The sequence below is a fragment of the Streptomyces sp. NPDC001443 genome (assembly GCF_053597355.1).
Genome location: NZ_JBSFIA010000002.1, coordinates 463850 through 482195 on the forward strand (window position 1 = coordinate 463850; position 18346 = coordinate 482195).

At 71.0% G+C, this 18346-nt stretch carries 12 protein-coding genes and 2 pseudogenes; 5 read left to right on the plus strand and 9 right to left on the minus strand.

Annotated features, from left to right (window positions below):
* Nucleotides 1–75: 75 nt before the first annotated feature.
* From ACWC24_RS04860 to ACWC24_RS04875, 4 genes are all read right to left on the minus strand, one after another.
* Complete coding sequence (locus ACWC24_RS04860) at nucleotides 76–1740, minus strand: glycoside hydrolase family 13 protein (RefSeq protein ID WP_450661393.1); 1665 nt, start codon at nucleotides 1738–1740, stop codon at nucleotides 76–78.
* 190 nt (nucleotides 1741–1930) lie between these two features.
* Nucleotides 1931–2842 carry a sugar ABC transporter permease gene (locus ACWC24_RS04865; protein ID WP_450661394.1) on the minus strand — a complete coding sequence of 304 codons (912 nt, stop codon included), beginning with the start codon at nucleotides 2840–2842 and terminating at the stop codon, nucleotides 1931–1933.
* Nucleotides 2843–2855: 13 nt separating this feature from the next.
* Entirely contained in the window at nucleotides 2856–3860 is a 1005-nt protein-coding gene (locus tag ACWC24_RS04870; protein ID WP_152885695.1) for a carbohydrate ABC transporter permease, read from the minus strand.
* A gap of 132 nt (nucleotides 3861–3992) precedes the next feature.
* Nucleotides 3993–5267, minus strand: coding sequence for an extracellular solute-binding protein (locus ACWC24_RS04875; RefSeq protein WP_450661395.1), 1275 nt, complete (start codon nucleotides 5265–5267; stop codon nucleotides 3993–3995).
* A gap of 423 nt (nucleotides 5268–5690) precedes the next feature.
* On the opposite strand from ACWC24_RS04875, the gene ACWC24_RS04880 reads away from it, so the two are divergent.
* Together ACWC24_RS04880 and ACWC24_RS04885 are read left to right on the plus strand one after the other, a co-directional pair.
* Nucleotides 5691–6725: a LacI family DNA-binding transcriptional regulator gene (locus ACWC24_RS04880; RefSeq protein ID WP_450661396.1), complete on the plus strand. Its 1035-nt coding sequence runs from the start codon at nucleotides 5691–5693 to the stop codon at nucleotides 6723–6725.
* Nucleotides 6726–6969: 244 nt separating this feature from the next.
* Entirely contained in the window at nucleotides 6970–7974 is a 1005-nt protein-coding gene (locus tag ACWC24_RS04885) for a phosphatase PAP2 family protein (RefSeq protein WP_450661397.1), read from the plus strand.
* Between the two features lie 117 nt (nucleotides 7975–8091).
* Here ACWC24_RS04885 and ACWC24_RS04890 read toward each other — a convergent pair whose 3' ends face one another.
* Nucleotides 8092–11103: a bifunctional [glutamine synthetase] adenylyltransferase/[glutamine synthetase]-adenylyl-L-tyrosine phosphorylase gene (locus ACWC24_RS04890; RefSeq protein WP_450661398.1), complete on the minus strand. Its 3012-nt coding sequence runs from the start codon at nucleotides 11101–11103 to the stop codon at nucleotides 8092–8094.
* A gap of 298 nt (nucleotides 11104–11401) precedes the next feature.
* Here ACWC24_RS04890 and ACWC24_RS04895 point away from each other — a divergent pair, with 298 nt between their 5' ends.
* From ACWC24_RS04895 to ACWC24_RS04905, 3 genes are read left to right on the plus strand one after another with little or no spacing between them, the layout of a single operon-like run.
* A complete protein-coding gene (locus ACWC24_RS04895; protein WP_450661399.1) occupies nucleotides 11402–12292 on the plus strand; it encodes an alkaline phosphatase family protein in 891 nt (296 codons plus the stop codon).
* 1 nt (nucleotide 12293) lies between these two features.
* On the plus strand, nucleotides 12294–13580 hold the full coding sequence (locus tag ACWC24_RS04900; protein ID WP_450661400.1) for an MFS transporter: 1287 nt from the start codon (nucleotides 12294–12296) through the stop codon (nucleotides 13578–13580).
* Entirely contained in the window at nucleotides 13577–14596 is a 1020-nt protein-coding gene (locus ACWC24_RS04905) for a TolB family protein (protein WP_450661401.1), read from the plus strand. The genes ACWC24_RS04900 and ACWC24_RS04905 overlap by 4 nt, the downstream gene beginning before the upstream one ends.
* 352 nt (nucleotides 14597–14948) lie before the next feature.
* Here ACWC24_RS04905 and ACWC24_RS04910 read toward each other — a convergent pair whose 3' ends face one another.
* The 4 genes and pseudogenes from ACWC24_RS04910 to ACWC24_RS04925 form a co-directional block, all read right to left on the minus strand.
* The gene (locus ACWC24_RS04910; protein WP_450661402.1) at nucleotides 14949–15482 is read right to left on the minus strand and encodes a hypothetical protein; all 534 of its coding nucleotides are present in this window, start codon (nucleotides 15480–15482) and stop codon (nucleotides 14949–14951) included.
* Between the two features lie 182 nt (nucleotides 15483–15664).
* Nucleotides 15665–15751 (minus strand): annotated as a pseudogene (locus tag ACWC24_RS04915) (glutamine synthetase); the annotation flags it as partial.
* Nucleotides 15752–15788: 37 nt separating this feature from the next.
* Complete coding sequence (locus ACWC24_RS04920; RefSeq protein WP_450661403.1) at nucleotides 15789–17315, minus strand: FAD-binding oxidoreductase; 1527 nt, start codon at nucleotides 17313–17315, stop codon at nucleotides 15789–15791.
* Nucleotides 17316–18050: 735 nt separating this feature from the next.
* Nucleotides 18051–18341, minus strand: a pseudogene (locus ACWC24_RS04925) (helix-turn-helix domain-containing protein); the annotation flags it as partial.
* Between the last annotated feature and the right edge of the window lie 5 nt (nucleotides 18342–18346).

Genomic DNA, 18346 nt, shown 5'->3' on the forward strand with positions numbered 1-18346 from the left:
GAAGATGTTAAAGGCCCGCTGCCTGAAAAGGCAGCGGGCCGTGTGAAGTTGATGCAAGAACTTTCGGTGCGGCCGTCAGGCCGTGGCGAACCAGACGGTGGTGTCGGACGGCACCTTCGCCTCGCCGCCGGCCTCGGTCACCTCACCGCTGGCCAGCAGGACCCGTCCGTACGCCGGGACGTTCACCGACTCGCCCGTGGTGTTGGTGACGCACACGAACTTCCCGCGCCGGAAGGCGAGAGCGCCCTCGGGGGCACGCAGCCACTCCACCGCGTCACCCTCGCCCAGGTCGGCCTGGCCGCGCCGGACGGCGAGCGCGCTGCGGTACAGCTCCAGGGTGGAGCCGGGCACGCCCTGCTGGGCCTCGACGCTCAGCTCGCCCCAGGAGTCGGGCTGCGGCAGCCAGCTGCCGCCGCTGCCGAAGCCGTACGAGGAGCCCTCACGGGTCCACGGGATCGGCACCCGGCAGCCGTCGCGGAAGCCGTCCTGGCCCGCGCCGCGGAAGAACGCCGGGTCCTGGCGCACCTCGTCCGGCAGGTCCACGACGTCCGGCAGACCGAGCTCCTCGCCCTGGTAGACGTAGGCGGAACCGGGCAGCGCCAGCATCAGCAGCGTGGCCGCCCGGGCCCGGCGCAGACCGAGCTCGCGGTCGCCGGCGGTGCGGATCTGGGTGCCCAGGCCCGGCGGGTTGGCGAACCGGGTGGCGTGCCGGGTGACGTCGTGGTTGGACAGCACCCAGGTGGCGGGGGCGCCGACCGGGCGCATGGCCTCCAGGGTGCGGTCGACGACCTTGCGCAGCTCGGCCGCGTCCCACTCGGTGCCCAGGTACTGGAAGTTGAAGGCCTGGTGCAGCTCGTCGGGGCGGACGTAGTTCGCGGTGCGCTCGACGGTCGGGGTCCACGCCTCGGCGACGAGGATGCGCTCGCCCGCGTACTCGTCGACGACCGTGCGCCACTGCCGGTAGATGGCGTGCACGCCGTCCTGGTCGAAGAACGGCATGACATCGTTGCCCAGCAGCTTGAGCTGATCGTGGGAGCCGAGGTCGGGCAGACCCGGCGCCTTGACCAGGCCGTGGGCGACGTCGATGCGGAACCCGTCGACGCCCATGTCCAGCCAGAAGCGCAGGATCGAGCGGAACTCGTCGCCCACCGCCGGGTGGTCCCAGTTGAAGTCGGGCTGCTCGGGGGCGAACAGGTGCAGGTACCACTCGCCGTCCGCGACCCGGGTCCAGGCCGGTCCGCCGAAGATGGACTCCCAGTCGTTGGGAGGCAGTTCGCCGTTCTCGCCCTTGCCCGCGCGGAAGTGGTAGCGCTCGCGCAGCGGGGAGCCGGGGCCCTCCTCCAGCGCGCGCTTGAACCACTCGTGCTGGTCGGAGGAGTGGTTGGGGACCAGGTCGACGATGATCCGGAGCCCGAGCGCGCGGGCGTCGCGGATCAGCGCGTCGGCGTCCAGGAGGTTGCCGAACATGGGGTCCACCGCACGGTAGTCGGCGACGTCGTAGCCGGCGTCGGCCTGCGGGGAGGCGTAGAAGGGGCTGAGCCAGACGGCGTCGACACCGAGGTCGCGCAGGTACGGAAGTCTGGCGCGTACGCCCTCCAGGTCCCCCATGCCGTCGCCGTTGCTGTCGGCGAAGCTGCGCGGATAGACCTGGTAGATGACCGCGTCCCGCCACCAGTCGCGGCTCTGGGCGACGGTGGCGACGGCGGTGCTTTCGGCCGGGTCGGCGGAGTGCTGGCTCATGGCGTCCTTGATGCGATCGGAGTCCCCCGCTCAAGCGGAGCCGAGTGTGGGGGAGGTTCGGGTCGACGGGTCGGTGCTGGTGGGGGGTGAGGGGTGACGAGGCGGCCGCGGTGCCTGCGGGGTCGGATGGGGCACCGCGGCCGCCACCCGCGCGGTCAGGCGCGCGGGAGCCGTGGGGGCGTCGAGGGCGTCAGCCCTTCGTGCCGCCCGCGGTGAGGCCGGTCACCAGGTTCTTCTGCACGAGGTAGAAGAACGCGGCGGCCGGTATCGCGATCAGCACGGCGGTCGCGGCCATCAGGTTGCGCTGGGCGTCGTGCTCGCTGACGAAGGACTGCAGACCGACGGCGAGGGTGTACTTGTCGTCGCTCAGCATGAACGTCGAGGCGAAGGCGACCTCGCTGAAGGCGGTGAGGAAGTTGTAGAAGGCGGCCACCGCGAGACCGGGCTTGGCGAGCGGCAGGATCAGCCGGAAGAAGGTGCCGAAGGGGGTGAGCCCGTCGACGCGTCCGGCCTCGTCGATCTCGAAGGGGATGGTGTCGAAGTACCCCTTGAGCAGCCAGGCGCTGTACGGGATGACCGTCGTGCAGTAGACGAGGACGAGTCCGAAGTAGCTGTCGATGAGCCCCAGGTCCGAGAGGATCTGGTACATCGGCACCATCAGGACGGCGACCGGGAACATCTGGGTGACCAGCAGCACCCACATGAACTTCTTGTAGCCGGGGAAGCGCATGCGGGAGACCGCGTAGCCGGTGGTGGCGGCGATCAGCACACCGATGATCGTGGTGCCGAGCGTGACGATCAGCGAGCTCTTCAGCCAGTCGAAGAACTGGGTGTGCTCCAGGACGAACGTGTAGTTGTCGAACGTCATCTTGGCCCAGATGCCGCCGGGGTGGAGGTAGTCGTCCTTGTCCGGGCCGAGGGACAGATAGACCAGCCAGCCGATCGGGAAGAGCGCGATCAGGCTCGCGACGGTCAGCACGCCGTGGGAGGCGAGGGCGCCGGCGAGGCTGGTCTCGCCCCGGCGCCGGGTCTTCTTGCGGGGGGCCGCCGCCGGGGGCTGCTCGGTCACCGGGGCGGAGGTCTCGACTGTGGTCGTACTCATGGGATCTCCTGCCTCAGATCGCGAGCTGCTGCTCGTTGCGGTTCAGCCAGCGACGGTAGAACGAGGTGAAAACGATCAGGATGGCCAGCAGCAGGATGCCGTAGGCCGCCGACTGCGCGAAGTCGCGCGGCTGCTGTCCGAAGCCCAGGAAGTAGGCCCAGGTCACGAGGATCTGGGCGTCGGGGGCGGTGTTGCCGAACAGCAGGAAGATCACGGCGAACTGGTTGAAGGTCCAGATGATGCCGAGCAGCACGACGGTGGAGCTGACCGAGCGCAGACCCGGCAGGGTGACGTACCGGAAGCGCTGCCAGGTGCTCGCTCCGTCCATCTCCGCGGCCTCGTACAGGGAGGCGTCGATGGACTGGAGGCCGCCGAGCAGGGAGACCATCATGAACGGCACACCGCACCAGGTGTTGACCATGATCGCTGCGAACCGCTGCCAGAAGGTGTCCTCCAGCCACAGGGGCGAGGGCAGATGCAGCGCGTCCAGGGCGGAGTTGATGATGCCGCCGTCGGCGAGCATGAAGCGCCAGCCGAAGACGGTGACGAAGGTCGGCACGGCCCACGGCAGGACCAGCACCAGCCGGTAGAGGGTGCGCCCGCGCAGCTTCTGGTTCAGCAGCAGCGCGAGGCCGAGGCCGACGGTGTAGTGCAGCGCCACGCACAGCGCGGTCCACACGATCGTCCAGACGAAGTGCGACCAGAAGCGGTCGTACGCCGTCGGGCCGAACAGGATGTCCTTGTAGTTGTCGAGCCCGATGAACTTGTAGGTGGCGTCGATGTGGTTGACGCCGATCGTGCGGGCCGTGTTCAGGCTGTTGGCGTCGGTGAGAGTGAGATAGAGGCCGTACACCAACGGGTAGAGCACGAGGACGCCGAGCACGACGGCCACCGGGGCGATCATCGCGTACGCGTACCAGTGCTTGTTGTATCCGTGCCTGAGGCGTTGGCCCAGCCCGGGCCGTGGCGCGCGGTCACCGTGGCGCTTGCCGGTGGCGCGGTCGATGGCGACTGTCATGTTCGACACCTTCTGGAAGTTCTACGGCTCTGGGAAGCGGCTGGGCGGGGCGGACCGGCCTCGGCCGGGGCAGGCCGGTGGCCGCCGGATCCTTCCCCCGGGTTCACGGGAGGATCCGGCGGCCACTGGTCATCACTTGCTGAAGTCCGGCACCAGCTTGGCGATGGCGGTCTCGGCGGCGCTCAGACCCTGGTCGAGGGACTCCTTGCCACCCGCGATCTTGGGCAGCTCGGTGTCCAGCGGACCCCACAGGGAGCTGTACTCGGGCAGCGCGGGGCGCGGCTGGGCGGCGGCGAGGACCGTGCCGTAGCCGGCGATGCCCGGGTCGGCCTTGACCTGGTCGGTGTAGGCGTCGTCACGCGTGGGCAGCGTGGAGTTCTTCAGCGCGATGGTCGACTGGCTCTTCGCCGAGGTCATGAAGTTCACGAACTTCAGCGCGGCGTCCTGGTGGGCCTTGTCCGAACCGGCGTAGACCGAGAGGTTGTGGCCACCGGTCGGGGCGCCCGCCTTGCCGGCCGAGCCGGCCGGGACGGTGGCGATGCCGAGGTTGGACTTGTCGGAGAACGCCGAACCCTTGTAGAAGTTCGTGATCTCCCACGGGCCCTGGACGATCGCGGCGACCTTGCCGTTGACGAACGCGTCCTGGATGTGGGCGTAGGCGTCGGCGGTGGTGTCCGCCTTGTGCAGGCCCTTGCCGGAGAACAGACCGAGCCAGGTGCCGTACGCCTTCTTCGCGGCGTCCGAGTTCACCGTGATCTTCTTCGCGGCGGCGTCGACGGTGTCGGTGCCCTCGCCGTAGAGGAAGCTCTGGGCGTAGTAGGCCTGGGTGGAGCCCCAGTAGCCGTCCACACCGGTCTTGGCCTTGATGGTGGCCGCGTCCTTCTTCAGGTCGTCCCAGGTCTTGGGCGCCTCGGTGATGCCGGCCTTGGTGAAGAGCTGCTTGTTGTAGACCAGCGCGAGGGTGTCGGTGACCAGCGGGACGCCGTAGGTCTTGCCCTCGTACTGGGCCTGCGTGAGCAGGTTGGACTTGAACTTGGCCTGGTCCTTGAGGGCCTCGGTGCCGTCCAGCGGCAGGAAGTAGCCCTTCTTGGCGAAGGCGGGGGTCCAGCCGACCTCGGAGCGCAGGACGTCCGGGGCGCCGGAGGCACCGGCGGCCGTGTCGAACTTGTTCTGCGCCTGGTCGAAGGGCACGTTGACGTACTTGACCTTGATGTTCTTGTTGGCGGCCTCGAACTCCTTGATCAAGGCCTGGTACGTCGGTGCCTCGTTGGTGGCGTTGGACGTGTCCCACCAGGTGATGGTGACCGGACCGCCGGCCTTGTCACCACTGCTGTCGCCACCGCCGCAGGCCGTCGCCGCGAGGGCGAAGGACGCCACCAGCGCGCTGGCCGCTATGCCACGCCGCATGAGTTCTCCTTGAGGGTTAAGCCCGTGTACTGACAGGTGGCGGTCCCGTCCGCCGCCCCTGCCGACTTGCCGACTGCGCCGTTGCGGCCGCCGGGCGACGAGAACGTAACAGCCATGTAAGCGTTGCGAAAGACCTTGCAGAAAAAAAGCGCAAGAGGTCACGGAAGTTACGCCGCCGTGACCTCCCCTCGACCGGCGCGAGACCGCTGTATTCCGGGGCTGAGCGGGAACGGGCGCGGTTGTGCAAGACTCTGCAAGCTCTTGCCATCCGTTTCCGGCGCGGGGATTATCCGTTGCGGGACAGGACGCCGACCAGAACTCGAGGACCCGATGACGCAGCAGCCCGGAGGGGGCCGTCCGAAAGCTCGCCCACGGCGTCCGATTGGTGTGCAAGGTGAGATCCGACCGGTACAGTCCAGTGCCGTGACCACCAGGCTTGCCGACATCGCCGCACAGGCGGGAGTGAGCGAAGCGACCGTCAGCCGCGTCCTCAACGGGAAGCCGGGCGTCGCCGCCACCACCCGCCAGTCCGTGCTGGCCGCACTCGACGTACTGGGCTACGAACGCCCGGTGCGGCTGCGCCAGCGCAGCGCGGGCCTGGTGGGCCTGATCACCCCGGAGCTGGAGAACCCCATATTCCCGGCCCTCGCCCAGGTCATCGGCCAGGCGCTGACCAGGCAGGGCTACACCCCGGTGCTCGCCACCCAGACCCCCGGCGGGTCGACGGAGGACGAGCTGACCGAGATGCTCGTCGACCGCGGGGTCGCCGGCATCATCTACGTCTCCGGACTCCACGCCGACACCACCGCCGACATGCAGCGCTACGAGCAGTTGCGGGCGCAGGGCGTGCCGTTCGTGCTCGTCGACGGCTTCTCGCCCAAGGTGCAGGCGCCGTTCATCTCCCCCGACGACCGGGCCGCCATGACGCTGGCGGTCACGCATCTGGTGTCGCTGGGCCACACCAGGGTCGGGCTGGCGCTCGGCCCCAAGCGGTTCGTGCCGGTCCAGCGGAAGATCGACGGATTCGTCCGGGCGGTGCAGGACCAGCTCGGTCTGCACGCCGAGACGATCGAGTCCGAGCTCGTCCAGCACTCGCTGTACACCCTGGAGGGCGGCCAGGCCGCCACCAACGCGCTCATCGAGCGGGACTGCACGGCGATCGTCTGCGCCAGCGACATGATGGCGCTCGGTGCGATACGGGCGGCGCGGCAGCGGGGGCTGAGCGTCCCGCAGGACGTGTCGGTGGTCGGCTTCGACGACTCCCCGCTGATCGCGTTCACCGACCCGCCGCTGACCACGGTCCGCAAGCCGGTCCCGGCGATGGGGCAGGCGGCGGTGCGCACGCTGCTGGAGGAGATCGGCGGGACGCCCGCGCCGCACAGCGAGTTCGTCTTCATGCCGGAACTGGTGGTACGGGGCTCGACCGCGTCTGCCCCCGGCGAGCGCAACCGCCCGTAGCGAGCGCTGCCGTTCGTAGCGAGCGCTGCCGCCCGCAGCAAGCGCTGCCGCCCGCGGCGACCGGTGCCGTCCGTGGCGGACACCGTCGACCGCAGCGAGCGCTGCCGTCCGTGGGGCGCGGAGCGCGCCGGGGTCTGCCGTACGCCGTCGGGCGCTCCGGCAGGCCCCTCGCCGGAGAACATGCGCCCCCGCCCGACCAGCGGATGAGCGGGTGGGGAACCCTTTTCTGGCAGACTTTGTGGTTATGGGTGAACCGACCGTGACGACACAGGAAGGCCGCAATCGGGCGGTTGCTCCCAGGTTCGTCGCGGACGGCCCGGTACCGGATCTGCTGCGCCGGCTGCGCACCCCGCGCCGGCCCCGGCTGTGGTTCGAGATCCTGCTGATCGGGATGAGCTACTGGACGTACTCACTGATCCGCAACGCCGTGCCCGAGCAGCGGGCCCAGGCTCTGCGCAACGCCGACTGGATCTGGCGGACCGAGAACCGACTGGGCGTCGCCGTCGAGGAGTCGGTCAACCACGCCGTGAACTCGGTGAACTGGCTGATCGTCGGCATGAACTACTACTACGCGACACTGCACTTCGCGGTGACGCTGGCTGTACTGGTGTGGCTGTACCGGTGGCATCCCGGCCGCTACGCGGCGACCCGCCTCGCCCTGTTCGCGACGACAGGTGTGGCACTGGTCGGTTACTACCTGTATCCGCTCGCGCCGCCCCGGCTGATGAACGGCGGGGGCTTCGTCGACACCGTCATGGTGCACCACACCTGGGGCTCGATGGCGTCCGGCGACCTCAAGCACATGTCGAACCAGTACGCCGCGATGCCGTCGATGCACATCGGCTGGTCGCTGTGGTGCGGGCTGACGGTCTTCGCGCTGGCCCGGCTCCCGTGGGTGCGGCTGCTGGGACTGCTCTACCCGGCCGCGACGCTGGGCGTCATCGTCGCCACGGCCAACCACTTCTGGCTGGACGCGGTGGGCGGTCTGCTCTGTCTGGTGTTCGGCTTCGCGCTGACCCGCGTCTGGTACGGGGGGCTGCCGTACCGTCTCCCGCGCGAGCGGGAACGGGCGCGCGAGCGGGCGAGGGAACGGGCGCGGGAACGGCTTCGGGTCGCCCGGTCGGCCGGGGCGGTCGGCACCGCGGGGACACCCGGGACGGTCGAGACAACCGGGACGGTCGGGACAGCCGACGGACCGGCGGACGGCGACGGCCGACCGGGCCTGCCGGACGGCGCCGGCAGCAGCTGACCGGACCGGACGGCAGCGGCTGCTGACCGGACCGGACGGACGGCAGCAGCGACGGCAGCTGACACGGACCGGACCGTGGCGGCCGACCGCCCGGACGGCAGCGCCGCCCGGGCGCGGTCAGCGCTCGCCCGCCGCCCCGTAGAACAGCTCCTCGACCACCGCCCGCGCCCTGCGTGTCGTACGCCGGTAGTCGTCCAGCATGTCGCCCGCGTGGCCGGGGCTGTAGCCCAGGTAGCGGCCGACCGCGGCCAGCTCGCGGGGGTCGGAGGGGAAGGTGTCCCCGGCCCGGCCGCGGACCAGCATGACCGCGTTGCGCACCCGGGTCGCCAGGATCCACGCCTCGTCGAGGATGGCGGCGTCCTCGCCGCCGATCAGCTCGGCGGCCCGGGCGGCGGCCAGCGCCTCCCGGGTGCGGGTGGTGCGCAGGCCCGGCTCCGCCCAGCCGTGCCGCAGCTGGAGCAGCTGCACGGTCCACTCGACGTCGGAAAGACCGCCGGGGCCGAGCTTGGTGTGCAGCTTGGGGTCGGCGCCGCGGGGCAGCCGCTCGGACTCCATCCGGGCCTTCAGCCGCCGGATCTCGCGCACCGCCTCGTCGCCGAGCCCCTCCGCCGGGTAGCGCAGCGGGTCGACCAGGTCGAGGAAGCGGCGGCCCAGCTCCGCGTCCCCGGCGACCTGCTCGGCGCGCAGCAGGGCCTGCGACTCCCAGACCAGGGACCAGCGGCGGTAGTAGGCCTCGTACGACTTCAGCGTCCGCACCAGCGGGCCGGACTTGCCCTCCGGTCGCAGGTCGGCGTCGATGAGCAGGGGCGGGTCGGCGCTGGGGATCTGGAGCAGCCTGCGCATCTCGGACACGACCTTGTTGGCCGCGTCGGCGGCCTCCCGCTCGCCCACGCCCTCGCGCGGCTCGTGCACGAACAGGACGTCGGCGTCGGAGCCGTAGCCCAGTTCGTGGCCGCCGAAGCGGCCCATGCCGATGACGGCGAAGCGGGTGGGCAGCCGCTCGCCCCAGCCCTCGCGCACCACCGCGCGCAGGGTGCCGGCCAGCGTCGCCGCCGTCAGGTCCGACACCGCGCCGCCCACCCGGTCCACCAGGGCGCCCTGGTCGGCCTCGGCCGGCTGGGTCTCGGTGCCGTAGGAGCCGACGATGTCCGCCGCGCACGTACGGAACAGTTCGCGGCGGCGTACACCGCGGGCGGCCCTGACGCCGTCCTCGGCGTTCTCGGCGCGGCCGACCGCGGCCAGGGTCTCCTGTTCCAGGTGGGCGCGGGAGCGGGGTTCGAGTCCGCCGCCGTCGCCGTCGCCGAGCAGGGCCACCGCCTCGGGGGCGCGCATCAGCAGGTCGGGGGCGAGGCGGCCGGCGGACAGGACGCGCGCGAGGTTCTCGGCGGCGGCGCCCTCGTCGCGCAACAGCCGCAGGTACCAAGGGGTCTTGCCGAGCGCGTCGGAGACGTTGCGGAAGTTGAGCAGGCCCGCGTCGGGTTCGGCGGAGTCCGCGAACCATCCCAACAGGACGGGCAGCAGGGTGCGTTGGATGGCGGCCTTGCGGGTGACGCCGGAGGCGAGGGCCTCCAGGTGGCGCAGGGCCGCGGCCGGGTCGGCGTAACCGAGCGCGACCAGCCGTTCGCGGGCCGCCTCGGGGCTCAACCGGGTCTCGCCCGGCGCTAGTTGGGCGACGGCGTCGAGCAGTGGCCGGTAGAAGAGCTTCTCGTGCAGACGGCGTACGACGCCGGTGTGCCGCTTCCACTCGCGGGTCAGCTCGGCGGCCGGGTCGGTGCGCAGGCCCAGGGAGCGGCCGAGGCGGCGCAGGTCTGCCTCGGCCTCCGGGACGAGGTGGGTGCGGCGCAGCCGGTGGAGCTGGATGCGGTGTTCCATGGAACGCAGGAAGCGGTAGGCCTCGTCGAGCTGGACGGCGTCCGCGCGGCCGACGTAGCCGCCCGCTGCCAGGGCGTGCAGGGCGTGCAGGGTGGTGCCGCTGCGCAGCGAGGCGTCCGCCCGCCCGTGCACCAGCTGGAGGAGCTGGACGGCGAACTCGACGTCCCGCAGGCCGCCGGGGCCGAGCTTCAGCTCGCGGTCGACCTCGGCGGCGGGGATGTTCTCGACCACCCGGCGGCGCATCTTCTGCACGTCGGCGACGAAGTTCTCGCGCTCGGCGACCTGCCAGACCAGGGGTTCGAGGGCGGCGACGTACTCCTCGCCGAGCGCGAGGTCCCCGGCGACCGGGCGGGCCTTGAGCAGCGCCTGGAACTCCCAGGTCTTGGCCCAGCGCTGGTAGTAGGCCCGATGGCTGGCGAGGGTGCGCACCAGCGGACCGTTTCTGCCCTCGGGACGCAGATTGGCGTCGACGGGCCAGATGGAGCCCTCGACGGTGGTCTCGGAGCAGATCCGCATCATGTGCGAGGCCAGCTTGGTCGCCGACCTGAGGGCCTTGCCCTCGTCGGCGAGGGCGTCGGCCGCCTCGCCGACGAAGATGACGTCGACGTCGGAGACGTAGTTGAGCTCGTGGCCGCCGCACTTGCCCATCGCGATCACCGCGAGCCGGCACGCGGCGGCGTCGTCGGGCGCGGCGGCACTGGCGATGCGCAGTGCGGCCCGCAGGGTCGCGGTGGCCAGGTCGGCGAGCTCGGCGGCGGTCTCGGCCAGGTCGGTGGTGCCGCACACGTCACGGGCGGCGATGGACAGCAGACAGCGGCGGTAGGCGACGCGCAGCGAGACGGAGTCCACGGCCTGCGCCAGACCGCGTTCGAACTCCTCGACCCCCGGGTGGAGGTCGCGCGGCTCGTAGGTGACGAGTTCCTCCCAGTCGCGCGGGTGCCGGGCGAGGTGGTCGGCGAGCGCGGCGGAGGCGCCGAGCACGCCGAGCAGCCGGTCGCGCAGCGGCTTGGCCGCTATCAACGTGTCCAGCAGTTCGCGGCGGGCCGCGGGGCCGGGCTGCGCCTCCAGCATCCGGACGAGGCCGTGCAGCGCGAGGTCGGGGTCGGCGGTCACGCCCAGCGCCTCCAGGAGCACCGGGTCGTCGCGGACGCCCGCGAGCTCGGGGCTGTCCAGGAGCCGCTCCGCGGCCGAGGGATCGGTGAAGCCGTGCCGCAGCAGCCTGGTGAAGGTGCTGCTCCTGCGCCCCGGCGCCGTCATCCCCGGCCTCCCGTCGGATCGAGCCATCGGATCAAGGTCGTACTGGCCCGAGCCTAACCGGAGTCCCTGCCCGAAGCTCCGGGGCCGACGCCTGCGAGTCACGCCGACGGGCGGGGGGCGTCCGGCGGGGGGAGGATGCAGATCGGGAGGCCGGTGGGACAGAGGGCTCGGTTCCGTGATGGGTGCAGTAGTTCACCCGGTCTTCATCCACCGGGTTTCACGTCGTGGGACAGGGGAATTTTGGCGTGCGCATGCTCTGTCCGCACCGCCACCCCGTTCTTTCCCACCGGAGGTAGATGTGTCCGGCAGTTCCGTGTACCGCCGCAGTCGCGCAGCGCTGGCGTCCGGGCTGGCCCTCGCGGCCGCCGCGGTCGGCCTGTGGACCGGCCTCGGCGGCTCCTCGACCGCGCAGGCCGCGGCCGCGGTGCCGACCCCGGACCACGTGGTCGTGGTGGTCTTCGAGAACCACGCCTACAGCCAGGTCATCGGCTCCTCGAGCGCTCCCTACATCAACTCGCTCGCCACGGGCGGCGCCAACCTCACCCAGGCCTACGCCGAGACCCACCCGAGCCAGCCGAACTACTTCGCCCTGTTCTCCGGCTCCACCCAGGGCATCACGGACGACAGCTGCTACACGCCCGGCTTCTCCTCGGCCGCCAACCTGGCCTCCGAGGTGATCGCGGCCGGCCGCACCTGGGCCAGCTACAACGAGACGCTGCCCAGCCAGGGCTCGACCACGTGCAGCAGCGGCAACTACGCCCGCAAGCACAACCCGTGGTTCGGCTTCGGCAACGTCCCGACCTCGACGGCGAAGACCTTCGCCCAGTTCCCCACCGACTACACCACCCTGCCGAACGTGTCCTTCGTCGTCCCCAACCTGTGCAGCGACATGCACGACTGCTCGGTGGCGACCGGTGACACCTGGCTGAAGACCAACCTGAGCGCGTACGCCACCTGGGCCAAGACCCACAACAGCCTGCTCGTCGTCACCTTCGACGAGGACAACCGGCTGGCCGGCAACCGCATCCCGACGGTGCTGTACGGGCAGCCGGTCACGGCCGGGGCCAGCTCGTCGACCACGTACAACCACTACAACCTGCTGCGCACCCTGGAGGACTCGCAGGGCCTGGGCGCCCACGCGGGCAACGCGGCCTCCGCAGCGGACATCACGGGCATCTGGGCGTCCTGACATGTACGTCGCGGACAGCCGCGCCGGGGCTCCCGGCGCGCCGGTGTCCGCGGACGGCGCCGTCCGGCCTTCCGCCGGGCGGCGCCGCGCCGCGGTCGCCCCCACGGTGCTGGCGCTCGGCACGGTCAGCCTGATCACCGACGTGTCCTCGGAGATGGTGACGGCGGTCCTCCCGCTGTACCTGGTGGCGGGCCTCGGCCTGTCGCCGCTCGGCTTCGGGCTCCTGGACGGCGTCTACAACGGCTTCTCGGCCCTGGTGCGGCTGGCCGGCGGCCATCTGGCCGACCGGGGCGGGGGCCGCCACAAGTGGGTGGCGGGCATCGGCTACGGCCTCTCGGCCCTGTGCAAGCCGCTGCTGCTGCTGGCGCACACCCTCACCCCCATCGGCCTGGTCCTGGCCGCCGACCGCACCGGCAAGGGACTGCGCACCGCCCCGCGCGACGCGCTGATCTCCCTGTCCAGCACGCCCGAGACGCGCGGCCGCGCCTTCGGGGTGCACCGGGCGATGGACACGGCGGGCGCGCTGCTCGGTCCGCTGGTGGCGTTCCTGATCCTGCGGGCGACGGTGGACGGCTACGACGCCGTGTTCACCGTGAGCTTCTGCGTGGCGGTGCTCGGGGTGCTGGTCCTGGTCCTGTTCGTACCGAACGGCGATCCGGCGCCCCCGGCCCCGCAGGGCGCCCCGGCCGAGCGCCCGACCCTGCGGGCTGCCCTGGGCCTGCTGCGCCGGCGCGACCTGCGCCGGATCACGCTCTGCGCCCTGCTCCTCGGCCTGGCCACGGTCAGCGACTCCTTCGTCTACCTGCTGCTGCAACGCCGGCTGGGCGTCCCCGACCGCTGGTTCGCGCTGCTGCCGCTGGGCACCGCGGCGGCGTTCCTGCTGCTGGCGGTGCCGCTGGGCCGGCTGGCGGACCGGGTGGGCGGCCGCCGGGTGTTCCTGGCCGGCCACGGAGCCCTGCTCCTGGCGTACGGCGTCCTGCTCTCCTCCTGGCACGGCACCGCGCTGCCGTACGCCGTCCTGCTGCTGCACGGCGGTTTCTACGCGGCCACCGACGGGGTGCTGATGGCGGCGGCCTCGGAGAGCGTGCCGCCGGCCCTGCGCTCGTCCGGTCTCGCCCTGGTCCAGACGGGCCAGGCGCTCGCCCGCTTCACCTGTTCCCTGGGGTTCGGGGCGGCCTGGACACTGTGGGGCGACCGTACGGCGCTGCTGGCGTCGACGGTGGCGCTCGCGGTGTGCGCGGGCTGCTGCGCCCTGGCCCTGCGTCCCGCCCGGGAGGGCACCTCATGACCGTACGCAACCGCATCCTGGTGCTGCTCTCGGCCGTCGCCGTCCTGGCGGCGGTGGCGGCGGGCGCGATCCTGCACGCCTCGGCCCGGGCGGAGCGCCGGGACCAGACCCAGGCCGGCGGCCCGGCGGTGACGTCCGGCCCGGTCACGCTGACCGCCCGCGGCCGTCTGGTCTTCCGCAACATGGCCTGGGGCCCGCACCGCGACGAGCTCACCGCCGTCCCGGCGTCGGCCCCGGCCGGAGCGCGGACCGCCTCGGGCGTCAAGTGCCTGCGCTTCTACGCCGCCGCCGGCACCGGTGTGTGCCTCCAGGCGGTGCACGGCGCGGTCTCGGACACCTACCGCGCGCTGATCCTGGACGCCCGGCTGAAGGAGACCGCCCGCTACGACGTCCCCGGCATCCCCTCCCGCGCCCGGGTCTCCCCCAGCGGCCGCTTCGCCGCCTGGACGGCGTTCGTCGGCGGCGACTCCTACGCCGGTACGAACTTCTCCACCCGGGCGGCGATCGTGGACACCAGGACGGGGCGGCTGATCCCGTCGCTGGAGGGGTTCGGGATCGTGAAGGACGGCCGGCGCTACCGGGCGGCCGACGTGAACTTCTGGGGCGTGACCTTCGCGGCGGACGACCGCACGTTCTACGCGACGATGGCGACGAAGGGGAAGACCTACCTGGTCCGCGGTGACCTGCGGGCCCGCACCGTGACGACCGTGCGGACGAACGTGGAGTGCCCGTCGCTCTCCCCCGACGGCACCCGGATCGCCTTCAAGAAGCGCGTCGCGGGCCTGCCCGCCGACGCCCCCTGGCGGTTGTACGTCCTCGACCTGCGCACCCTGCGCGAGACCCCGCTCGCCGAGTCCCGCAGCGTCGACGACCAGGCGGTCTGGCAGGACGCCCGCACCCTCGTCTACGCCCTGCCGGGCGACTACGGGGCGGACCTGTACAACGTCCCGTCCGACGGCACGGGCCACCCCCACCGCCTCACCACGGCAGCGGTCTCCCCCGCCTACCTCGGCTGACCCCCCGGCCCCCGCCGGACAGCCGTGTGGTGCCCGTGTACCGGACGGGCGGCTCAGAAAGAGGCCGACGGCCGGGGTGACGGCCCACATGCCGTAGGTCTTCAAACGGTGTGACGCACGGCAGTACAGCCGTGGCTTGCGTCGTCCTGCCCGGTCGATGTGCACTTCGCACCACCGGCACGGCAGTTCGCCGTGGTACCGGCCGTCGTCCCCCGGTCGAGCCCCACCCATGAGCAGGACCTCAGCAGCCTGCTCGGCCGCTCGACAGGTCCGTTCGCAACGAACAGGCGCACTGCGTCAAGAACCCGCCACCCGGTCCTGCCGCCCCACCGCAGGGCATCACCGGTGCCGCTCAGGGCAGGACGGGCGGCTCGGGAGGCGCGATGTCGGAGGCCGCGGGCCGCGACGGCATGGGCACCCCGCACGCCTCACCCGACACGTCGAACACGATCCCCGCTCTGTCGGCAGCCTTCCCCGCGCTCAGGAACATCCCCCAGCCGTGCTTCACCAGATGCCAGGCCAGGTCGGTGTCCTCGGCCTGGATCTGCTGCATCTGTCCCCAGCCCCGTGCCTTCAGCACGGCGGACACCGAGTCCAGGGCCTCGCGCTTCGGCATGTCCGCGGTCCGCAGGAACCCGATCACGCGGCACGGAGTTCCGCCCTTGCTCGTGTCCACGAATTCCAGCCGCCCGCTTCCCGCGGCCGCGGCCGCGGACCGGACGTCACCCTGCACGGCATCGACGGTCAGTTCGTCCTCGGCCGCCGCCCCGGCCGCACGAGCGGTCGCCGTCGCGCTCCCGCCCGTCGCACCGACGCCGTCACCACCGCCGCAACCCGTCAACGCCGCCACCGCCATCACGGCCACGGCCACTCCCACCCCACGCATACGCCCTGCCTCCGCACTGTTGCTGTGACGCGGAGTCTCACACACCGGCGGCCAGATAAAAACTGCAGGTCAGGACGACGGAACAAGGACCGGGACAGGCACGGTGAAACACGGCGGGGCCGACGGTCCACGACCGTCGGCCCCACTCGTCGCATCAGCGGGAAGCCCGCCCTGACCTGCCCCTACAGCACCGGCAGGTTCTTCCGCAGTTCGAAGGCCGTGACCTCGCTGCGGTACTCCTCCCACTCCTGGCGCTTGTTGCGCAGGAAGTGACATCGGTCCGGAGCGACCTCATGCGACCAACGATCAGCGTGACGCGGGCGGGATGCTCTGCTCGTACTGGAAGACGTTGTAGGGGTCGTACTTCGCCTTGATCCCGCGCAGCCGCTCGAAGTTGCGCCTCCCCCAGTAGGCGGTCTCCCACTCCTGCATGCCGACGTTCGGCACGTTGACGTAGGCGCCGTCCACGAAGCCGCGCATCGCCTGGCTGAATTCGGCGGTCCAGGCCTGGCACGTCGAGGTGAGCGGGTCGCAGACGCCTGGTGTCGTCGAAGGCGTCCCCCAGGCTGCGCCGATCTCGCCGTAGAAGATCGCGTCGCGGTGCACGAACGCGGTGCCGCCGCGGGGCTCCTTCTTGATCGCCCCGCGGAAGGCGTCGACGAAGTAGTTGCTGTCCTCCGTGGGAGCGTTTCGCATGTAGTAGCCGATGACGTCGATCGCCTTCTTCGAGAACAGTTTCTTGGCGAACTGCGAGAAGAACTTGACGTTGGCGGGCTCCTGCGAGCGCGGGACCTGGGCTCCGGCAAAGATGGGGCCCCAGTTGCCGACCTGCACCTTCACATCGGGCGAGCCGATCGACAGGATCGGGGCCAGCATCTTTTTGGCCTCTGCCGCCGTGCCCTCCGCGAGCCACGCGAACAGCAGGATCTGGGACTTGTGGATCTCGACTTCGGATCCGAGGCGGTTGTCGGCGAACGGTACCGTGCGCTGCCAGGCATCGAAGATCCCATGCAGGTCCGTAAGGCCGTCCCAGGTCGCCGTCACGTAGGCGATGCGCTTGAGCGGGTGCACCTTGTAGGTGAGTTGCGTGACGATTCCGAAGTTGCCGTTTCCCGCCCCACGGAGCGCCCAGAGCAGGTCCGAGTGGTCCTTCAGGTCGGCACGGATCACCTTGGCGCACTCGCGACCCGACGGGACGACGACCTCGGTCCCGATCAGACTGTCGCAGGCCATGCCGAGATAGCGGTTGAGGGGGCCGAGGCCGCCGCCGACCGTCGCGCCGACCAGGCCGACGCTGCCCTCGCTTCCGGTCGTGACCGCGAGGTCCCGCTTGGCGAGCGCCGTCACCGCCTCCTGCTGGGTCAGGCCGGCGCCGACCGTCGCGATACGAGCGTCGGTGTCGATGTGGACCGACTTGAGCTGGCTGACGTCGATCACGATGCCGTTGTCGATGTTCGACCAGCCCTCCAGGGCGTGGCGGCCGCTGCGTACCCGCAGTGCGACGTTGTGCTGCCGCGCCCAGGTGAGGGCGTTCACCACGTCCTGGGTCTTCTGGGCGAAGACGATGACCAGCGGGTAGTGAGAGAACAGCTGGTCGTAGTCGATGCGGTCATCTGTGTACGAGGGGTCACCGGGGCGGACGATGTGACCGGTCAGCTTCGCCGGCGGACATCCCGACGACCCTTTGGTCGGGTCGCTCGCGGCCAGAAGGTCCAAGGTGCTCGCGGCCGCGATGTCCGGCGCGCCTGCGGCCGTAAGGCCCGGGACGACGACCGCCCCGGCGCCGGCGGCCGCTGACGCCCGGAGCAGGTGGCGGCGGGAGAAATCGCTCAAGGTCCAGATCCTCTCGATCGGGCTACGCCGGTACGCGGCTGAAGGGAGCCCTTGCCCGCCAGCCGCCGGGCAGTCCTTTGTGGTCGACCTCCGCACGCTAACGGGGCGACCATGCGGTTTTTCCCGACACGCCAATTGAGGACGACGACGACAGCCTGAAGGAGTAACTCAGCGGGATCCCGTCATAACCGGTTCGGGATGCACCGCGTCCTGCTCGAATCCATCCCTTGGCCCAAGCGGTCAGAATGCGCGGGCGCTCTCGAAGACGATGGGCACCCCGAGCTTGCTGGTCAGGTCAGGTCAGGTCAGGTCAGCGTCTCGCAATGGCCCGACGAACCGCCTCTCTGACAAGAATTCATGGGCGTGCCCCCGTAATCACCACTCCCCGCCTGGAGAACCCCCGGAATAACCTGCTCCCACTTCCCGCGTTGTCAGTGGGCGCCTATACAGTCCCGAGCTTTCCCCACGACCACTGAACTTGAATGGGTGATGTCGGGACACTCCTCGGCCGGTGGTGATTCCTCCACCAGCACGGATCTAGCCGAACAGGTCGTCGGAGAAACCTGCGGCCGGTGGCAGCGCGTCCTCGGTCATCCACAGCGATACCGTGTCGATCGCGAGCGTCCTGTCGACGAAGCAGTCGCTCGGGATCTCCAACAGATCGTCGAAGCGAACCGTCCGCCGGGTTCGGTCCGAGGTTCGCGGGCCTCGCGTCACGGTCTGGAAGAAATCGTCGTCGGTGTGAACGACGGCCCGCCGCGTCGGCTGCTGCCACGACCAGTCGTGCCGCTTCAGCGGTCGCCAGGTGCCCTCCACGGTGTACGGGACGTGGGACAGCCGGCCGATCAACGTCCTCACCCGGGTCGGCGTCCACCGCTGATCCGTCCAGCCGTGCGCCGGCGGTCCCCGCTCCGACTCGCGTTCCGAACGTATGATCTGGACCTCGGACGGTCGGGGCCGGTGAGACGCGGCGGGGCCGACGGTCCATGACCGTCGGCCCCGTTCGTCGCGTCGGCGGGGAACCCGCTGTG

Excerpts from the sequence above, each read along its gene's own strand:
- ACWC24_RS04865 (WP_450661394.1), bottom strand. The coding sequence starts at position 2,842 with ATGAGTACGACCACAGTCGAGACCTCCGCCCCGGTGACCGAGCAGCCC.
- ACWC24_RS04885 (WP_450661397.1), top strand. The coding sequence starts at position 6,970 with ATGGGTGAACCGACCGTGACGACACAGGAAGGCCGCAATCGGGCGGTT.
- ACWC24_RS04900 (WP_450661400.1), top strand. The coding sequence starts at position 12,294 with ATGTACGTCGCGGACAGCCGCGCCGGGGCTCCCGGCGCGCCGGTGTCC.
- ACWC24_RS04870 (WP_152885695.1), bottom strand. The coding sequence starts at position 3,860 with ATGACAGTCGCCATCGACCGCGCCACCGGCAAGCGCCACGGTGACCGC.
- ACWC24_RS04860 (WP_450661393.1), bottom strand. The coding sequence starts at position 1,740 with ATGAGCCAGCACTCCGCCGACCCGGCCGAAAGCACCGCCGTCGCCACC.
- ACWC24_RS04890 (WP_450661398.1), bottom strand. The coding sequence starts at position 11,103 with ATGACGGCGCCGGGGCGCAGGAGCAGCACCTTCACCAGGCTGCTGCGG.
- ACWC24_RS04905 (WP_450661401.1), top strand. The coding sequence starts at position 13,577 with ATGACCGTACGCAACCGCATCCTGGTGCTGCTCTCGGCCGTCGCCGTC.
- ACWC24_RS04875 (WP_450661395.1), bottom strand. The coding sequence starts at position 5,267 with ATGCGGCGTGGCATAGCGGCCAGCGCGCTGGTGGCGTCCTTCGCCCTC.
- ACWC24_RS04910 (WP_450661402.1), bottom strand. The coding sequence starts at position 15,482 with ATGCGTGGGGTGGGAGTGGCCGTGGCCGTGATGGCGGTGGCGGCGTTG.